General features: G+C 46.9%; 14 protein-coding genes, 1 pseudogene and 1 riboswitch. Of the genes and pseudogenes, 7 read left to right on the top strand and 8 right to left on the bottom strand.

Features of this window, described 5'->3' with window-relative positions:
- Positions 1 to 192 (top strand): annotated as a pseudogene (locus VM802_RS04445) (PepSY domain-containing protein); the annotation flags it as partial.
- On the opposite strand, the gene VM802_RS04440 reads toward VM802_RS04445, so the two are convergent.
- The 5 genes from VM802_RS04440 to VM802_RS04420 form a co-directional block, all read right to left on the bottom strand.
- Positions 187 to 1,152: a 2-hydroxyacid dehydrogenase gene (locus VM802_RS04440; RefSeq protein WP_325528389.1), complete on the bottom strand. Its 966-nt coding sequence runs from the start codon at positions 1,150 to 1,152 to the stop codon at positions 187 to 189. The pseudogene VM802_RS04445 and the gene VM802_RS04440 sit on opposite strands and share 6 nt — an antisense overlap.
- A gap of 3 nt (positions 1,153 to 1,155) precedes the next feature.
- Entirely contained in the window at positions 1,156 to 3,669 is a 2,514-nt protein-coding gene (locus tag VM802_RS04435; protein WP_325528387.1) for a cation-translocating P-type ATPase, read from the bottom strand.
- A 152-nt stretch (positions 3,670 to 3,821) separates the two neighbouring features.
- Positions 3,822 to 4,790, bottom strand: coding sequence for a hypothetical protein (locus VM802_RS04430; protein WP_325528385.1), 969 nt, complete (start codon positions 4,788 to 4,790; stop codon positions 3,822 to 3,824).
- 33 nt (positions 4,791 to 4,823) lie between these two features.
- The gene (locus tag VM802_RS04425; RefSeq protein ID WP_325528383.1) at positions 4,824 to 5,900 is read right to left on the bottom strand and encodes a YncE family protein; all 1,077 of its coding nucleotides are present in this window, start codon (positions 5,898 to 5,900) and stop codon (positions 4,824 to 4,826) included.
- A 9-nt stretch (positions 5,901 to 5,909) separates the two neighbouring features.
- The gene (locus tag VM802_RS04420) at positions 5,910 to 7,895 is read right to left on the bottom strand and encodes a TonB-dependent receptor (RefSeq protein WP_325528381.1); all 1,986 of its coding nucleotides are present in this window, start codon (positions 7,893 to 7,895) and stop codon (positions 5,910 to 5,912) included.
- A 99-nt stretch (positions 7,896 to 7,994) separates the two neighbouring features.
- Positions 7,995 to 8,217: riboswitch (cobalamin riboswitch) on the bottom strand.
- Positions 8,218 to 8,274: 57 nt separating this feature from the next.
- Here VM802_RS04420 and VM802_RS04415 point away from each other — a divergent pair.
- From VM802_RS04415 to VM802_RS04405, 3 genes are all read left to right on the top strand, one after another.
- The gene (locus VM802_RS04415; protein ID WP_325528379.1) at positions 8,275 to 9,843 is read left to right on the top strand and encodes an ArnT family glycosyltransferase; all 1,569 of its coding nucleotides are present in this window, start codon (positions 8,275 to 8,277) and stop codon (positions 9,841 to 9,843) included.
- A gap of 131 nt (positions 9,844 to 9,974) precedes the next feature.
- Positions 9,975 to 10,637, top strand: coding sequence for a hypothetical protein (locus VM802_RS04410; protein ID WP_325528377.1), 663 nt, complete (start codon positions 9,975 to 9,977; stop codon positions 10,635 to 10,637).
- Positions 10,638 to 10,645: 8 nt separating this feature from the next.
- Positions 10,646 to 11,026: a hypothetical protein gene (locus VM802_RS04405; protein ID WP_325528375.1), complete on the top strand. Its 381-nt coding sequence runs from the start codon at positions 10,646 to 10,648 to the stop codon at positions 11,024 to 11,026.
- 313 nt (positions 11,027 to 11,339) lie between these two features.
- On the opposite strand, the gene VM802_RS04400 is transcribed toward VM802_RS04405, so the two are convergent.
- Entirely contained in the window at positions 11,340 to 12,398 is a 1,059-nt protein-coding gene (locus VM802_RS04400; RefSeq protein ID WP_325528373.1) for a response regulator, read from the bottom strand.
- Positions 12,399 to 12,404: 6 nt separating this feature from the next.
- Complete coding sequence (locus VM802_RS04395) at positions 12,405 to 13,994, bottom strand: sensor histidine kinase (protein ID WP_325528371.1); 1,590 nt, start codon at positions 13,992 to 13,994, stop codon at positions 12,405 to 12,407.
- Positions 13,995 to 14,231: 237 nt separating this feature from the next.
- Here VM802_RS04395 and VM802_RS04390 point away from each other — a divergent pair, with 237 nt between their 5' ends.
- Together VM802_RS04390 and VM802_RS04385 are read left to right on the top strand one after the other, a co-directional pair.
- Positions 14,232 to 14,717, top strand: a complete 486-nt coding sequence (locus VM802_RS04390) for a hypothetical protein (protein ID WP_325528369.1) — start codon at positions 14,232 to 14,234, stop codon at positions 14,715 to 14,717.
- 53 nt (positions 14,718 to 14,770) lie between these two features.
- Positions 14,771 to 16,312, top strand: coding sequence for a sulfatase (locus tag VM802_RS04385; protein ID WP_325528367.1), 1,542 nt, complete (start codon positions 14,771 to 14,773; stop codon positions 16,310 to 16,312).
- 17 nt (positions 16,313 to 16,329) lie between these two features.
- On the opposite strand, the gene VM802_RS04380 is transcribed toward VM802_RS04385, so the two are convergent.
- Positions 16,330 to 16,785: a helix-turn-helix domain-containing protein gene (locus VM802_RS04380; RefSeq protein WP_325528365.1), complete on the bottom strand. Its 456-nt coding sequence runs from the start codon at positions 16,783 to 16,785 to the stop codon at positions 16,330 to 16,332.
- Positions 16,786 to 16,992: 207 nt separating this feature from the next.
- Between VM802_RS04380 and VM802_RS04375 the strand changes: the two genes are divergently transcribed.
- A complete protein-coding gene (locus tag VM802_RS04375; protein WP_325528363.1) occupies positions 16,993 to 17,403 on the top strand; it encodes a hypothetical protein in 411 nt (136 codons plus the stop codon).
- Positions 17,404 to 17,493: the final 90 nt, after the last annotated feature.

Here is a 17,493-nt window from a genome sequence, read left to right as displayed (position 1 = left end):
CTGTTGCGGTTGGATAATAACAGCCGCAATCTGAGATGGCTCTATCACGGGTTGCACAGCTTTGATTTTCCCCATTTTCATACCAGTCGCCCGTTCTGGGATATCACGTTGATTGTGTTACTCCTGGGCGGCGCGGCATTGAGTATTACCGGGATTGCGCTGACGGTGAAGTGGGCGAGAAGAAAGCTATAGGCTGGTAACCTGGTTGGGTAGTGGTTCTCCGTTCATAGCGGCAATGATATTCTTTGCGGCCATCACAGCCATGGCATTACGCGTTTCTTCCGTAGCAGAGCCAATATGCGGCAGTACAGCTACAGTAGGCATATCCAATAGTGGATTGTCTTTAGACATCGGCTCCGGATTGGTGACGTCAAGGCCGGCGCCCCATATAATGCGTTGCTGCAGGGCGGTAATGAGATCCGCTTCGTTGTGAATGGCTCCCCTGGCTGTGTTCACGAAGATAGAAGTGGGCTTCATTTTACTGAAAGCGGCCATGTTAAACGTACCGGCTGTTTCAGGCGTAAGGGCTGTGTGCACGGAGAGCACATCGCTCTGCGACAGCAGTTCGTCGAATGAAACGCGCACTGCGCCCAGCTTTTGCTCTGCTTCTTCATTGCGGCCGCGGTTGCAGTAAATGACTCTCATATTGAACGCACTGATACAGCGCTGTGCCATTACATAACCAATGTTGCCAAGTCCCCAGATGCCGAGAGTTTTACCTTCTATCTCGATACCGAGGTTGGCAGTAGGTTCGGAGAAACCCCATTCGCCACGTATAATCCTTTTGTGTTGAAAGAATGCCTTACGTGATGCTGCCAGCATCAGCAGGAATGCTGTATCTGCAGTAGCGCTGCTCAGTACGCCGGGAGTATTGGTAACGGGTACTTTCAGCTCATTGGCGGCTTGTATGTCTACCTTGTCATAACCTACTGATAACAGGCTGATCACTTTTAGATGGCCACATTGCTGCAGAAAACCGCGGTCGATGATATTATCGCTGGCCAGCAGCAGTGCATCATATTGCTGGCAGTGTGCAATCAGTTCTTCTCTGGACAGGTTGCGCTTCTCTTCCCACTGGGTAACATTAACGGCCGCACGCTGTAGCAGTGCAAGACCCTCTGGCGGAAGCACTCGTGTGATAAAGATCTTCATTGTTTATTTTCTCTTTACATGTTTACTTTTTCTTTTTACCCATTTCCATATCTCAAACCAGAAAACAGAAACGGCAGCTGTTATTATTGATACCAGCATGGCGTTTCCCGGCAGTGGTATTATATGAAAGAAACCGGCAATTGGTGGAATATATAGCATAACGGCCAGTAGCAGCAGGGTAGTAAGGATTACTCCGGTCATGAGCCGGTTATGATTATACAGGATACTGGTGATGAAAGAATAGTAAAAGGATCTGTTTACTAATGTCAGGAATATGTTGGATAACACCAGTGTGATGAAAACCATACTGCGCGTACCTGTTATATTATAACCCATGCCGATAGCCCATTGGTAGGCAAACAATACACCAGTTGTGATGATCAGGCCCTGTAATATGCTGCTGCTCATTTCGCGCAGTGACAGGAATGTTTGCGTGATGGGCCGCGGCAGCATCAGCATGGCGTTCTTTTCCATCGGTTCATTCTCATAAACGATAGAACAGGTTGGCCCCATGATCAGTTCCAGGAAGATAACATGTACTGGTGAAAAGATGTTGGGGTACTTCCAGCCGAGGAACAACGGAAGTGATACGGTAAGGATGATGGGGATGTGTATGGAGATGATATACTGTACTGCTTTTTTGATGTTGGTGTAGATGCGCCGTCCCATGGCAACGGCATCTACCATACCAGAGAGGTCATCATTGGCAAGGATAAGCGCTGCGGCCTGCTTGGCGATCTCTGTTCCTTTTTTGCCCATTGCAATACCAATATGTGCCGCTTTGAGCGCTGGGCCGTCATTTACGCCATCGCCGGTCATAGCCACTACCTGGTCGTCTGCCTTCAATGCGTTAATAGCTGCCAGCTTGGCTTCGGGAAACATGCGCGTAAAGATGTCTGCGTCTTTCAGTTGTTGCTGCAATGCAGCCGGAGACAGCTGCATCAGCACATCTCCGTCTATCGCGGTGTCAGGATGTTTTAATCCTGCCTGTCTTGCAATGGCCCTGGTGGTGTTGCTGTTGTCACCGGTGATGATCTTAATGTTGATACCTGCCTTGTAGAATGCTTCGAAGACATTACGAATATTCGCTTTGGGAGGATCGTAGAAAGCGACAAGACCGATGAAGGTGAAAGGGAGCTCTTGCTGTAAGGCAGGGTAATCACTTCCTGAGAAGGAGGATGTGGCTACACCCAGCACGCGGTAACCATTCCCGGCAAGCTGTTGTATCTGTGTTTCAATGTTACGTTTTGCTTCTTCCGACAGTTGGCATACACGCAATATAGCTTCCGGTGCACCTTTTGCGGCAATGATGCGATTCCCTTCTGCATCTTCAAAGACATGCGTCATCATGGGAGGCTTTCCATCCAGCGGGTATTCATGTACGATGGTATATTGCGGCCTTACATCTTGAATGGTAGTCTGTGCATATAAGACGTGCAATGTTTTTTCCATAGGGTCAAAGGGAACCGGTTCGCTGGCCCACATAGCAGCATTAATCACCTCCTGCGGCCAGGGATCACTCTCATATAGCGTATAATCAGCACCGTTATACACTGCCTGCAGGCTCATCCTGTTTTCTGTAATGGTGCCTGTTTTGTCCGAGCAGATAACTGTGGCACTGCCTAGTGCTTCTACCGTACGGATCTTCTTTACAATAACTCCCAGTAGCATCAACCGTCTGGAACCAAGCGCCATGAATGTGGTAAATGCTACCGGTATTTCCTCTGGTAGTATAGACATGGCCAGGGTAAGCCCTTTCAGCAGACTGTCTGTAATACTGCCGCTCTGCAGGAAATTGATCAGCCATACTGCCACAAATACAATGGCGCCAACGATGGCCATGCCTTTAATAAATTGCTGTATCTGTTGTTGCAGAGGGGTGGGTTCTTCCTTTATGCGTAATATGGCGGCACCTAACCGCCCAATTTTAGTTGCACTGCCGATGCTGGTCACTTCAATGATAGCCAGTCCCGAAGCCACCAGTGTGCTACTATATACATGACTGTCTTCACTATCTGCCTGCTTAAAAATCGTATAGGCTTCACCGGTAAGCGCAGACTCATTTACAGAAAAATCATTGCTGTGTATGATCTTACCATCCGCATTGATGGTATTACCTTCGGAAACTATCAGCATATCTCCTTTTACAATCTCTGCAGTGGGTATTGCGTGTATGACACCATTCCTGATCACCTTGCTTAATGGCTCATTCAGCTTTTCGAGTGCCTCCAGGGCTTTCCGGCTGCGGCTGTCCTGATAGAAGGAAATGCCAGAGACAATGGCTATGGCTGCCAGCATGAAATAGGCTTCACCCCATTCTCCCATGACAAAATAAATAACAGTAACGATGATCAGCAACAGCAACATCGGCTCATGCAGTATCTCATTCACCAGCTCCAGTACAGGATTCACATCAGGGGCTGCCAGCACATTGATGCCATATTGCTGCCTGGAAGCGTCCACTGCGGCATCATCGAGTCCTTTAATGTGTTCAGGGAGATTGATCTTTCCAGGCATGCCCATACTTTTAGATGATCTCTAAAGTTAACTGTGATTTTTGTGATTGGGGTGATTTTCCTGACTTATCTTATAAAAAGGAATAACCCGCCGGTATTTCCAGCGGGTTATTCCTTTTTATAAAGTATCACCATCTTCACTCATCAGAAAAATCACAGCCCCAGGTCCATAGCGCCGGAAACTTCCGTACTCACTTCGCCTGTCTTCCGATCTGGATTGGCGGGGTCTGCAGAGGTATTGCCATTGTTATTCTGCCCGGTGTATATCTTAACGAAATTGATATAACTGAGATTTACTTTTTGCCCCTGACTGTTGACGGCGTTGGAAATATCTACGGTGTTGTATCCACGGCCGGTTGTGTTGAAAAAGTTAATGAACTCAGCAGAGCCATTATCACTGTATCCCGCAGCCAATGGCTGGTTAGTAATGATATTGGAGTTGATAACCGGATCAAACCTTTTTACCAACGTATTGGGCAGCAGTGCACCTGTGAATACCAACGAATCCTGGTTAGCTGCAAAAGACGGATAGTAAGACTGTCCATGGAAATTGTTCTTCAGTACATATCCTGATCTGCCCTGGTTGTCTTTCCACAGTACATCCGCCGCAACACTCTGTTTGGGATTATAGTAAGTAATCTTATAATTCCTGATCGTAGCGGGATTGTTGTATTCGCTGCCAGCCAGCTCATACCATTCACCGTCATCAGGTTTGCCGTTGTTATTAAGGTCCTGCATTACCATGACGATGCCTGGCTCGGACCATTCCTGGTTGGTATTGATAAGCGGATTGCCATAGATGCCGATGTCTGCACCGGCATTGTTCTGCACCGGATGGTCAAATCCAAAGGTGATGTAACCACCGTATGCGCCCAGTGATACCAGCGCACTGGTACCGCCTATCAGTTTCTGCGCACCGGCAGGCGTGCCGGTGTTGCCAGCATTAATGAACTGTCCGGGCGCCGGGGCATATTCAAAGATCTGGCTGATGTACTTGCCGGCAGCGGTCACTTCCGGTTTAGGAGTCTGATCCGGCGTTGCTACCTGATCGCTTTTAGAACAGGCTGCCAGGGTCATGATAGCGGCCATGCATGCTACTTTTGAAGATGTCGGGAACTGCATAGTTGATATATTTTAGAGGGATGAAAGATTCAGTTATTTCATGAATGCAAAATGTGCCGGGATATCGCCAGTTTCCACCTGCCATTTCTTTTTGCCGGTTTTATCAAAGCAGTAAAGGATACCGGGAGAAATATAATCCAACGCATCTGTTACATAAACGTCTTCTGTATCAGGGTTCACTGCGATACCATACGGCAGCACGATTTTGGCGGCATCAGCATCACTAATGAATTTGGTGTTGAGCAGGGTTTCATTCTTTACATCTATAGTAGCGTAGGTAATCGTATTGCTGTTGGTGATATTGCTCCAGGATACGCTGTAGATGTAGGCAAGATCATTGTGGATAGCAAGATTGCTGGCGCCGACAGGAAATTCTTTTTTCACCTGGTCGGTTTTGGTATCAATTACGTATAGCCGTGAGGGTATGGTATTATAGTCTCCGCGGGAAGTTACGTACAGGTCACCGTATTGGTCTGCTACAATACGATGCAGATTGACAGCCACGTCGATGCGTTTCAGTTCCTGACGGGTATCGAGGTTAATTACAGAAACGGTGCGTTCATAATTATCCGGATCATATCCACCTGAATTGGCTACATACAGTTTATTGCCCACAATAGCCATCTGTTCCGGGTTACGGCCGGTGGTGATATGCGCTTTTTCTGTCAGTGTGGCGGTGTCGGCTACTACTACATAGCCCGCATTGGAGGTGATATATACATTCTCTTTGTAAAATGCAAGGTATCGGCACTGTGTTACATCGATCTGTTTAATACGCACTGCTGTAACGGCATCCATCACCTCTACCTTGTTGGAGTTGTTGATAACAGCATAAAGTTTTCCGCCGTAGATCTTCAGGTCATTTCCAACATCTCCCAAACCCTTCACCACTGTTGGATTCTGTTTTTGGTATATGTTGCTGGTCAGCTTTCCATTCACCAGGTCGTAATAATCCAGCGATGCCTTGTTCATGTTCATGTTGCCTTCATTGAGCAGATAAAAACCAACAGACGCTTTAGGTACTTCCTTGCTGCCTGAGGGTGCATCCACATCTTTGCGGCAACTGGCAAACAGAATAATAACAGATAAGAAGGTGAATAAATGTTTCATAATGTATAATTAATAATGAATATTCATAGTGATCCGGTAATTGCGGCCCGGCATGGGAAAATTCCGCACGACGTCAAACTGTTGATCCAGCATGTTGTTCAGCTCTGCGGAGAACTTCACCCGCCTGATGGTCCAGGAGGCGGATATGTCTGATGTATACCACGACGGCATATAGTTATCGGGTGTATTGCGTTTCTGGAAGTATCTTTCGCCGGTGTATAGAAAGCTGTAATTAAATGTGAAGGCGCGCCAATCGAGTCCTGCAGTGAGAGCTCCGCTGTGCCACGGTGTATACGGAATTTGTTCGCCGTAGTTGTAGCCGCCTTTCCCGGTGGTCATATCGCGGGCATCCTGGTAAGTGTAGCTGAGCGACATGTTCAGCGTCATGTTGTGAAGCGGCATGAATGCAGTGTTTACATTCACCTCTGCGCCTTTGATCACTACTTTGCCGATGTTCATCATCATCCATCCAAACAGGTTTTCGGCGGGTTGTGCTACGATCTTATCTCTTACATTGTTGTAATAACCATCGGCCTGAATGGAGATGTACTGCCATTTACCACGTAGGGCGGTGGTATAGGTGAAACCTGCATCGTATTGTTTTACGAATTCAGGCCTGAGGTTGTTGTTGCCGATGTAGGTGTAATAAAGATCGTTGAAAGTGGGCATGCGGAAGATATTTTTGTAGAACGCCCGCAGCCAGAGATTCTTGCCTGGAATAGGCTGCCATGCGGCAGATACCGCAGGTGTATATTCCCGCTTGCTGCCGGCGCCGTTATAGGCTTTCACAGATTCATCCACAATTGTAGCCAGTATATTACCTTGTACTTCCAGTTGCTTGAAATGCAGTCTGCTAGCGAGTGATACCAGTTCTGTATAGCGGGTAGGTTCCGCAAATCTCCTGATATTACTACCCATGGTGTTGATGATCATATCTGTTGCGAGTGCAGCTCCCCAGTAAGAAGTTAGGTTGTACTTACCTGCGACGGATGCATATATTTCCTGCTGCCGGTAATAGTTGTCGAGATACCGTGCTTCGTTGAGATACTCCGGGTCTATGTATACGTTGAAGAAGTTGCTGTACTTCACATTGGCCATAAGGCCGAATCTGCCTGGTACTTCTTTTTTCCAGGACGCCTGTGCAAACATATCCTGATCGTTGAGATGCTGGCCATACTTGTATTTGTTGGCTACCACTGCCCCAGGAAGGCCGCGTGACGAGTTGTAGTAGTAATACTTCAGGTTCCAGGTGCTGCTATCGCGCAAAGTACCATTAAGACCAGCTTCCAGTCGATAAGCGTTGATGTTGCCATTCTGCCTGAAAGCAGTGGAATCATACTCCAGGTCTTTCATCCGGTATTTATAACGCCCATTGGCATTGACCCATTCCGCGCTGACCGTACTGCTGATACGGTCACTGAGTTTCTGCTGCCAGAGTAGCGAGGGGTTTATAAGTCCTGACGATCCGGTTTTGATGCTGGCCTTGCCGTGCCATGTTTCATTACCGCTGAATTGTGGTGTTTTGGAGGTAAGGTATAAAACATTGCCGGCTGAGAAGGCGCGTGCTGTCTGGAAAATATTGTTTGATTGTCCGTTGTAGAGCGATATGGCATCAATGTTATCCAGGGTGAATTTGCTGAGGTCCACCTGCCCATTCTGTGCATTGGAGATCATAAGGCCATCATAGAACACGGCTGTATGCTGTGAGCCCATGCTGCGGACATTGATGGTTTTAAGTCCGCCGATGCCACCATAGTCTTTCAGCTGCACGCCGGAGAAGTATCGTACTGCATCCGCAACAGACAGGCTGTTGAGTGTTTCCAGGCGCCTGCCGCTAAGGGTTTGTACAGGAGTGATGGGGTTAATGTTGTCAGGAATCCTCCTGGCATTGACTTGTACAATTCTGAGTGTATCTTTTGCCGTCAGTTGTGCAACCGCTTTGCCAGGAAGCAGCAGGTAAAGACAATAGATGAATATACAGATGTATCTACACATTTAATATACCTTAAATGCGCCACGGAGCGTAAATAACCATCAACATGAAATATATGCCCATACGGACTTACATTCCTTGCCTTTCACCCGAAAGCGCTGAATGAATAAATACGACTGGCAGGTCTTCTGGCTCTCCTGCTTTTCCGGCAGCCTTCCCGTTTTACGATGAAAACAGTGGCGTGTGCAGATGTCCGGAAAAACGCTTCCCCGCTACAGAGGGGAGGCAGGATCACAGCTACGGGGATAGCTCCGGTATTGCACCGGATTCCCTTTTAATGCAGCGGCAGTGATGCCGCCTGCAACCAGTTGTGGGTGCAAACCTACGCTTTAAGCAAGTAATAACCAAAATAAGAGAGTATCTTCATGTAAACACGGTATCATGATCGTCATTACGCCGGTGTTTACTGTCACAACTATAACTGCACGGAATATCATGAGTAAGGCTACAGGAGTACGTGTTATAGCGAAGTATACTATTACAGATAAGTGGGCGGTTGCAGCTGTTATCATCATTGCTGCATTACGACTGTCCTGCATCTGGCTGATGGGACTGATGCCGCAGGATGCATATTACTATTTTTATGGCCAGCACCTGGCATTATCCTATTTTGATCATCCACCGGCTATTGCGTGGATACTGCGTGCCTTTACAGATATGCTGGGCAGGCATACCTGGGTGATCAAACTGGCTGATACATTGGTAACCACCGGTACTATACTGGCTTTCTGGCAACTGGCCAGGCATTTCCTCTCCAGGCGCCGTGCCGGCAATGCCTTATTGCTGTTGTATTCCACACTGATGATCACATTGTTGTCGCTTGTGTCTACACCGGATGTACCCATGATGCTGTTCTGGACCTTATCGCTGACAGCATTGTACAGAGCGGTCTTTCATGGAAAGCGCGCTGCCTGGATATGGATAGGCATTGCCATGGGACTGGCATTTGATAGTAAGTACACCGCCCTGATGCTGCCTGTTGGTACAGTGTTGTTCCTATTGTTGTCTGCAAAGTATCGCCATTATTTGTGGTCGCCGTGGTTCCTGCTAAGTGTGTCGTTTTTCTTCCTTACTATCTCACCCGTGATCATCTGGAATGTGAATAATCATTTTGCGTCCTTCCGGTTCCAATCGTCGGAACGTGTGAGTGGTGCGGAGCTGCATCCGCTGGACTTCTTTGGTGTATTGGGACATCAGGCAGCGATACTGATCCCGGTGCTGTTTAGCGCTATAGTGTTTTATCTCTATAAAAACATCCGCAGGCGTGGTATCCATCTCCCGGAGACAATATCTGCACAGCAATTATTCCTCTTATGTTTCTTCTTACCGTTGTTCCTGGGCTTCATTATTATTTCTCCTGTATACTGGGTGAAGATCAACTGGATAATGCCTGCTTACATTACGGGCATCATCTGGGTAAGTATCTGGATAACGGGAAAATGGATACGCTGGCAATTGATTATTTCATCGGTAGTGCACCTGGCGTTGGCAGTGGAAATATTTTTTTATCCGGTAGCTATTCACTCAGATGATACGATGGTGGGGTGGGATGGTCTTGGAGCCGTAGCCGTAGCGCTGAGGGCCAGGTATCCCGATGATTTTATTTTTTCTGCAGATGACTATAAAACCAGCGCTATGCTCAATTTCTACCTGGGAGAGATGGTATACTCCAGAAATGTCATCGGACAGAATGCACTGCAATTTGATTTCATCGGAACGGAGCTTAATGCGTTGAAAGGGAAAAATGCGCTCTTCATCAATTCGCTGATTGATGTGGAAGATGATAAGGATGAGCAAATATTTATTGGTGAAGTGAAGCCATGGTTTGAAACTGTAGAGTCATTGCCTCCAATTGTGGTAACATTGCATGGTCACACGGTACGAAAGTTCCTGGTGTTCCGGTGCATAGGATATAAGCCGGAAGTCAGACCGCAGGAGCTGTCTCCTTAATACTGATCTCATCACTGACCTCAATCATCGGTTTCGTTGATGGCAATCATTGTTCATCGTTCCGGACGGTTCTAATTTTACATCAGATTCTTAATTGATTGCAAATGTTTACGGGTATTTTCTCTTCTGCTATGCAGAGGAAATTTTGTGAGGGTTTTCTCTTCTTTCCGATCAGGCGCTTACGTCAGTATGGAAGCTTCATTTTTAAGCAGTACTCATCCAAGTCGGGCGTAAAGACCGTATTGAATGCGCAGCCGGAGATTTTTGACTTCAACGGCTACTATGCTGCAGAATTAGCACGCAGGATCGGTAATACGGCCATGCCGCAGGCATCGAAGTTGATGCAGAAGCTGGAGACATTGTATGCGGTGAGCCGCGATGACATGAACAATAGTCCCGTGCTTTTCGTGGAGTTCAATGAGAAGATCATTAGCTACTACCGCGACCTGAATATCTACCAGTCAGTAGTACTGGAAAACCTGGAAGCGGAAGTGAAGCCTGCACTCAAGAAAAAAGTAGAAGACAGGGTTATCAGGCAATTTAGTCCTGATCATCACAATAGCCTGCGGGGATTGATGAAGTCATTCATTAAGCAAAGTAATAGTACCGCTTCTTTTTTACAGAAATGCATAAATAGCAACAATAATTTTTCTGATATTTGTGCAGATAAGAAGATGCAGGAGCTAATCGCTGGCATCCGGGAACTGGCACTAACGCAGCAGCAGCTGGTTGCGTTGCTGCAGCACTGGGAGGGGCAGCAGATCCTGAACGGGCGGCAGGTTTATTACAACTAGCAACTTTTATGATGAATAACCCGGAAAATAAAGAAAGGAATTACTTCGAGGATCAGCAACTTTGCAGGTCATGGCTTAAGATATTGGAATCACTCAGGCAGGAAACTGCTTTATTAATGAATCGCCTGGCAGAATCTTTACAACATGCGGAAGATCCGGCTTTCGTAGAACAGGCAGAGATATTTCAAACACAAATGTTGCAAATGGTAGATGCAGTGGCGCTGCTGCGGCATGAAGTAATGGAACAACTGGACTGGCTTGATATTATACCGCAGCCGCAGCCGGTAGCCCCTCATCAGTTTGCAGCTTTAGATAGAGATGTACAGAAAATGGAGAAGGATTTTAATAAAATGAAGACGTCCTTTTTCAGTTTTATAAATGGGGGATAATTAGAGTTGTTCCCGGATAGTTCTGATAAGAATATTAACGTAGTGGAAATGCAGCGGAGATTGTAGGGTAGTGGAATGAGGAGAAGATTGACAGATTGTTTGTTGTTATTGATTGCTGGATGTGAGGATGAAGGCCGGCATGTTTATCTCGGAGTAGTTGGGGTTCCTGAAATTGAGGTGGTTGATATGAGGGATTGAAATGCAGTTGAGATAAGCATCGTGCTGGTTTAGGTAACGCAGTCTGTTAGTCTTCCCTGCATTTCAATTGTCATGTGAATGTTCTTATCAGAAAGATCCGGGACTTTTTTGTCCGCTAGTTGATCAGCGTGTTAAGTTTGTGCCGCGACAAAAGACTGATCTGTCCTTCTTTCAGTGTTATCAGTTCTTCATCACGAAAATCACCCAGGGTACGAATCAGCGACTCCTTCGCCACACCCGCTATGGCAGCCAGGTTCTCACGGCTGATATCAATCGGAAAACCATCTTTTGCTTCAGCATTATACTTTTTATCCAGCGTGATAAGCGCATTTGCCACTTTCTTACGTAGGGAATTATAGGCCAACCCTATCAATTGCTGTTCTTTTTCATTAATATTTTTTGCGAGCAACTGTACAAAGCGGGTCAGCACCTCCGGGTTATTGTTGACCAGCAGTTCGAAGTCCTGATGTGGTATTACCGCCAGTACTGTTTCTTCCATCGCCTCCGCATCATCCTTGTAGGAGCTGCCTTCCAGCATTGCAGTATATCCGAGAAAATCTCCTTCTGTATACAGTCCGGTGATCAGTTCTTTACCATCATCATTGCGATGATAGGTCTTTACTTTTCCCTGTAGCACATAATAAAGGCTTTCAGGCCTGTTGCCTGCAGAGTAGATCTGCTGTTTCTTTTTGTAATGATTGGTGTTGCGGTCATCCTTCAGAGAGGAAAGGAGGTCTTTGCCGGCAGTAGCTGAGAGCAGCATGTGTAATCCATTCAGCCCGGTGGCATCTGTCTGCTTGATTTCTGCGTAACGTTTAAGGCGGCTTTCGATGGCACTCAGCAATTCTGTGCCTTCAAAGGGTTTGGTGATATAGTCATCTGCGCCCAGCTCCATGCCTTTTCTCACATCCATGCGCTCTGTTTTGGCAGACAGGAAGATGAAGGGAGTGGAACGCAGTGATTCATTCTTGTGCAACATGTGCAGTACCCCATAGCCGTCCAGTACGGGCATCATGATGTCGCACACAATCAGGTCCGGTTGTTCATTAAGTGCGATAGTGACTCCTTCTTTTCCATCGGCGGCTGTCAACACCTGGTAATTGGCAAGTTCAAGGATTTCAGCCAGGTTATCGCGTATGTCTGCATTATCTTCGATCAGTAGTATTTTTTCCAAGGCGTATTAGTTTTGGGGAGGAGGAATAGATGGAATAGTTACAGTAAATTCAGTACCGTGACCCGGTTCACTCTTACAGGTCACATTCCCTTTCATCAGTTCCGCATACCTGGCTACAATGTGCAACCCCAGGCCAGTGCCCTGGATATTGGCCACATTGCTGCCCCGGAAGAATCTGTCGTACAGGTGCTGCATATCTTCCGGAGGGATGCCGATTCCTTTGTCTTTTACGGAAAGTACAAATTTTTCTTCAGTGCATTGCGTGCGTACCGAAATCACTGCCTCGTCTGGAGAAAATTTGATGGCGTTTGACACCAGGTTCATTACAATATGCTTGAGCAGGGTCGGATCCAGATAAACCTCCTGCAGGCCGTGATGCGCATAGTAGATGTGTTGCGACTCTCTTTTCAGCCCATCCAGTTCACTGATAATATTGCCTACATATTTGCCGGTGCTTACAAAACTGTTCCGCACCTGGATCTTTCCTTCTTCAATGATGCCAACAGACAGGAAGTCGTTAAGAATGTCTGTCAGCATATTTACAGAAGAGATAATGCGTTGTATATGTTTTTGTCTTTTTACCTGATCTGCCGCCGTCTCATATTTTGATATGAGGTAGGTGGATGATTTGATGGTACTGAGTGGTGTACGGAATTCGTGTGAGGCGAGAGATACAAATCTCGATTTCAATGAGTTCAGTTCGCGTTCCCTGCCCAGTGCATTCCGGAGTTCCAGCTCGGATTGCTTGCGTTCTGTGATGTCCAGTGCAATGGCAATGTAGCCGGTAGTAAGATGCCCGTCCTGTATCGCGGAGATGTTGAGCGATACCGGAAAGCGGCTGCCGTCCTTGCGGATGTAATCCCATTCATATTCATTGGGCATATGCAGCCTGGCTTTGATGGTAAGTGTTTCCATGTCTGGATGGATATGCTGGGCCAGTTCCTCAGAGAAGGCGGTGGCGCGCTCAGCCAGCTGTTCTTTGTCAAGGAAGCGGGTCAGGTCATACAGGTCTATCACTTCCGCTTGCTTGTATCCCAAAGCTTTTTCTGCAACGGGATTGAACCAGCGGATGAAACCTTCGCGGTTGGTGACCATCATAATGGCGTCTACATTGAGCCAGATGCTGCGCAGGAAGTTATTGATGCCTTTGGTACTGCGGTCTTTGTCACCCGCGATCTGCAACTCGTATTCCAGCTCGCGGATGATCTGTTCCTGCGCAACTATCTGGTCTCTGAGACCTGTTATCAACAAGGCATCTTCTTCGCCGGCACTTAGATTTCGTATAGGCTTTTCTGTTATACACACTATTTTGTGGTCTTCATCCTCCTGGCTTACCACTACTTCCACAGGAATAGTCGTACCATTTTTCCTTATTGCTACCAGCTCTCTGGCTGTGCCCGGTGGTGTGTCAGAAAACAACGCAGGTATCAGCTGTGTGGCTCTGCGGCCCTGCAGCTCTTCTCCCGTATAGCCGAGCAGGTTGAGTAAAAAAGGATTGGCCAGCAGAACATTGTTACCCCCGTCTGCCAGTAACATACCAATATTGGCATGATTAAAAATCAGGTTAGTATGGTTATTTGTGTCTTCGGTTATCATGTAAATGGATGTGTTATAAATTTAAGCATTCCCTGCATAAAAAACAGGGGTCGTTCAATTTCGGACGATAAATGTCTGAGATTGAACATAGATTTATTTATTATAATGGAAAAATAACTGATTATTATAATTATATAACATGGCATTGCGATGGTTAATAACGAATTGAAGCATATGCAGCGTATGTAGAATTTCATTTTGATTCAATAATTTTTCAACCTGAATAAATCACCTCACATGCTGGGTCGTTATTTTCAAATTGCCATAAGAAACCTGCTGAAAAACAAAGGTACCGCCGTGCTCAATATTGCCGGATTAGCCACCGGGATGGCCGTGGCATTGCTAGTGGGGCTATGGGTATATGATGAAGTGACCTACAATAGGTATCACAGAAACTATGACACAATAGCCGATGTGATGATGCAGTCGACTTATAACGGCACCGTACGCACACAGCCGGAAGTGCCAATCCCATTGAGAGATGAGTTGGCAAACAAGTATGGCAGCTACTTTCAGCGTATCAGTCTTTCTACTTATCCGGACAAGCACGTGCTCACATACGGTGATAAGATGCTCATCAAGACCGGCCGCTTTATGCAGACAATACCATTCGCAGATTTCCTGGTGGATATTCCCGTTATCAGCGGGCGGCGCGCTTTTCATTACGATGGCCACCGTGGGCTTCCAGGTGCTGAAAGCGGCGATGACAAACCCTGTACATAGTCTGAGAACAGAATAATAAGTTTTTATTATTTTGGAAGGCAAAACAGAACAGGATGAACATTTCGAAAATATTCGGGTGGTTTTTCTGCCTTACCATCACCGGTGTTGGAAGTCATGCGCAGTTCAAAGATCCCAGGCCCAAGAGAAAACAACCCAATATCATCGTCTTCCTGGTAGATGATATGGGCTGGCAGGATTGCTCGGTGCCATTCCGGGACAAACTAACGGTCTCGAATAAACGTTTCCGCACACCTAATATGGAGCGGCTGGCAAGGGAGGGCGCGAAGTTTACCAACGCTTATGCGGCGCCTGTTTGCACGCCTTCCCGCGTAAGTATGATCACCGGCATGAACGCAGCGCATCATGGCGTCACCAACTGGACCTCCCCGCAGAAAGGTGTTAATGCTGATGCAGCTGACAATGAGCTGTTACCGGCGCCCTGGAAAACGAATGGTTTCAGCCCGGTAGCAGATGTCCCCAACACTGTATATGCCACACCGTTACCGCAGCTGCTCCGCGAAGCCGGATATTTTACGATACATGCAGGTAAGGCACATTGGGGCGCTATCGGTACACCAGGCGCCAATCCTTATAACATGGGCTTCATGGTGAATATAGCCGGCCATGCTGCGGGCCATCCCCAGAGCTATCTTTCAGAAGAGAACTACGGAAATATGTCTGGTAAAGCCACCGTGCAGGCAGTTCCTGATCTGGAAGAATACTACGGCTCCGGTACCTTCCTAACGGATGCACTTACACGCGAAGCGCTGAAAGCCTTACAGGAACCGGTTCGCCGCCGTCAGCCCTTCTACCTTTATCTCGCGCATTATGCAGTACATACACCTTTACAGGCAGATAAAAAATATCACCAGCGTTATATAGATATGGGTATGGACGAAGCGGAAGCGCGCTACGCTTCCATGATTGAAGGGATGGATGCCAGCCTGGGAACGGTGATGGACTTCCTTGTATCAAAGAATATTGCTGATAATACAGTTATCCTCTTTATGAGCGACAACGGTGGATTGAGTCTTGCGCCTCCGCGGGGTGGCCTGCCTCACACACAGAATCAGCCGCTGCGCGCCGGCAAAGGCTCCGTTTATGAAGGCGGTATCCGTGAACCGATGCTGGTGAAATGGCCGGGCGTGGCCAGGCCTGGAACAGTGGTGCCACAATATGTGATGATAGAAGATTTCTTTCCGTCTATCCTTGAAATGGCAGGTGTGCAGTTGTATGATGTGGTGCAACAGGTGGATGGCCGCAGCTTTGTGCCGTTGCTGGAATCTCCTGCCACTGCGGATTCCGCACGGGCATTGATCTGGCATTATCCCAATAAATGGATACCTGAAGGTGGCCCCGGTATCAACTATAAGAGTGCTATCCGCCAGGGCCGCTGGAAGCTGGTATATGATCAGCGCACGCAAAGCAGCGAGCTGTATAACCTGTATGATGATATAGGAGAACAACAGGATCTGGCAACGAGGTATCCCGAAAAAGCAAAGATATTACGCACAATGTTATCGCATCAGCTGCAGCAATGGAATGCGCCTATGCCCATATTAAAGAGTACAGGAAAGTCTTTGCCCTGGCCATGATCAGGAGCCGCTTATTTTTATGCGGTATACTGACGGCGAAACACCGGTAACCTGTTGAAGAGACGTGTAAAATAGGACGCTGATTGAAAATTTAATTCAAAAGCGATACCTGCAACATCACGGCTGAGGTTCTGCAACAGTATCTGGCTGTGCAGCATGTTCACTTCGTTGATCCATTGTTTTGGAGGCTTGCCTGTGGCCTCTTTAACGTATTTGTTGAGATAGTTTTCAGAGATATTCAGTTTGCCCGCATAAAACAGCACCGTTTTCTCTTTCAGGTGGTGCTGCTGTACCATTTCCCTGAACTTCAGTGATATTTCCAGGCTGCGGCTGATAGCCGCGGGCTGTGGTTGTTCGTGGCGGATGATCTTTTGTAGCAGCGACTGGAATAAAGGCGTACATACGTTGAGGTTAGTACTGTCGGCAGCCAGCTCTTCTTCCATCAGTTCACACAGACTGCCAAGCCATTTCACAGCAGGCCGCGGTAATGCTACAAACGGAGAAGTAAAGAAGAATTTTACAAGACTTTTGTTAAGCGACAGCTGATCGATGATCTCAGTTGGTAAATAGTTTTACGGAAGATTTCATACACGCTGCTAACGTAAGCGTGATTTATGAAAAGAAATGCAGGATTTGTACTATTATACAGTACTTATTCTGAGTACCTTACAAGCCATAAAATGAAACTGCACATAAACTACATATTACTGTTCCTTTTCCTTGCAGTTGCAGGCTTCTCTTTCACTGGCCATAACAAGGCTCCGCTGCAACTCAGGCACGTGAATGCTGTGAGCATAACATGTGTTACAGATGGTTCGGATGCCTTCCGTACAGCAACAGAATCGGTGGATTTTACAGAATTGTCTTCCTGTTTCAACGAAGATAACCGTGAAGATGAAAGCGATGCACAAACTTCTTCTCTTCAGCATCGCGTTTCCATTCTCTTCGCATATTTTTACCAGTCACTGTTTCTCCCGGACGAGAAAAGCCCTGTCGACAACCATCGGTATGTCTGGCAGGAAACAGCCGTAGAACCTGTTCCATTGTTTATTCTTTTCCATTCTATCCAGATCCCTTACGCCATTGCTTAGTTGCCGTATTTTATTTCCGGTATTATTCCAGTTACGTATATTCATTATCGCTATAGCACGACTTTCTATGCCTTTTCTGATACTATATGA

Origin of the sequence: Chitinophaga sp., assembly GCF_035538455.1 — a bacterium.
In the GTDB taxonomy this organism is placed as follows: Bacteria; Bacteroidota; Bacteroidia; order Chitinophagales; family Chitinophagaceae; genus Chitinophaga.
Note: the sequence above shows the minus strand (reverse complement) of the source record. Positions and strands in the feature narration are given on the sequence as shown.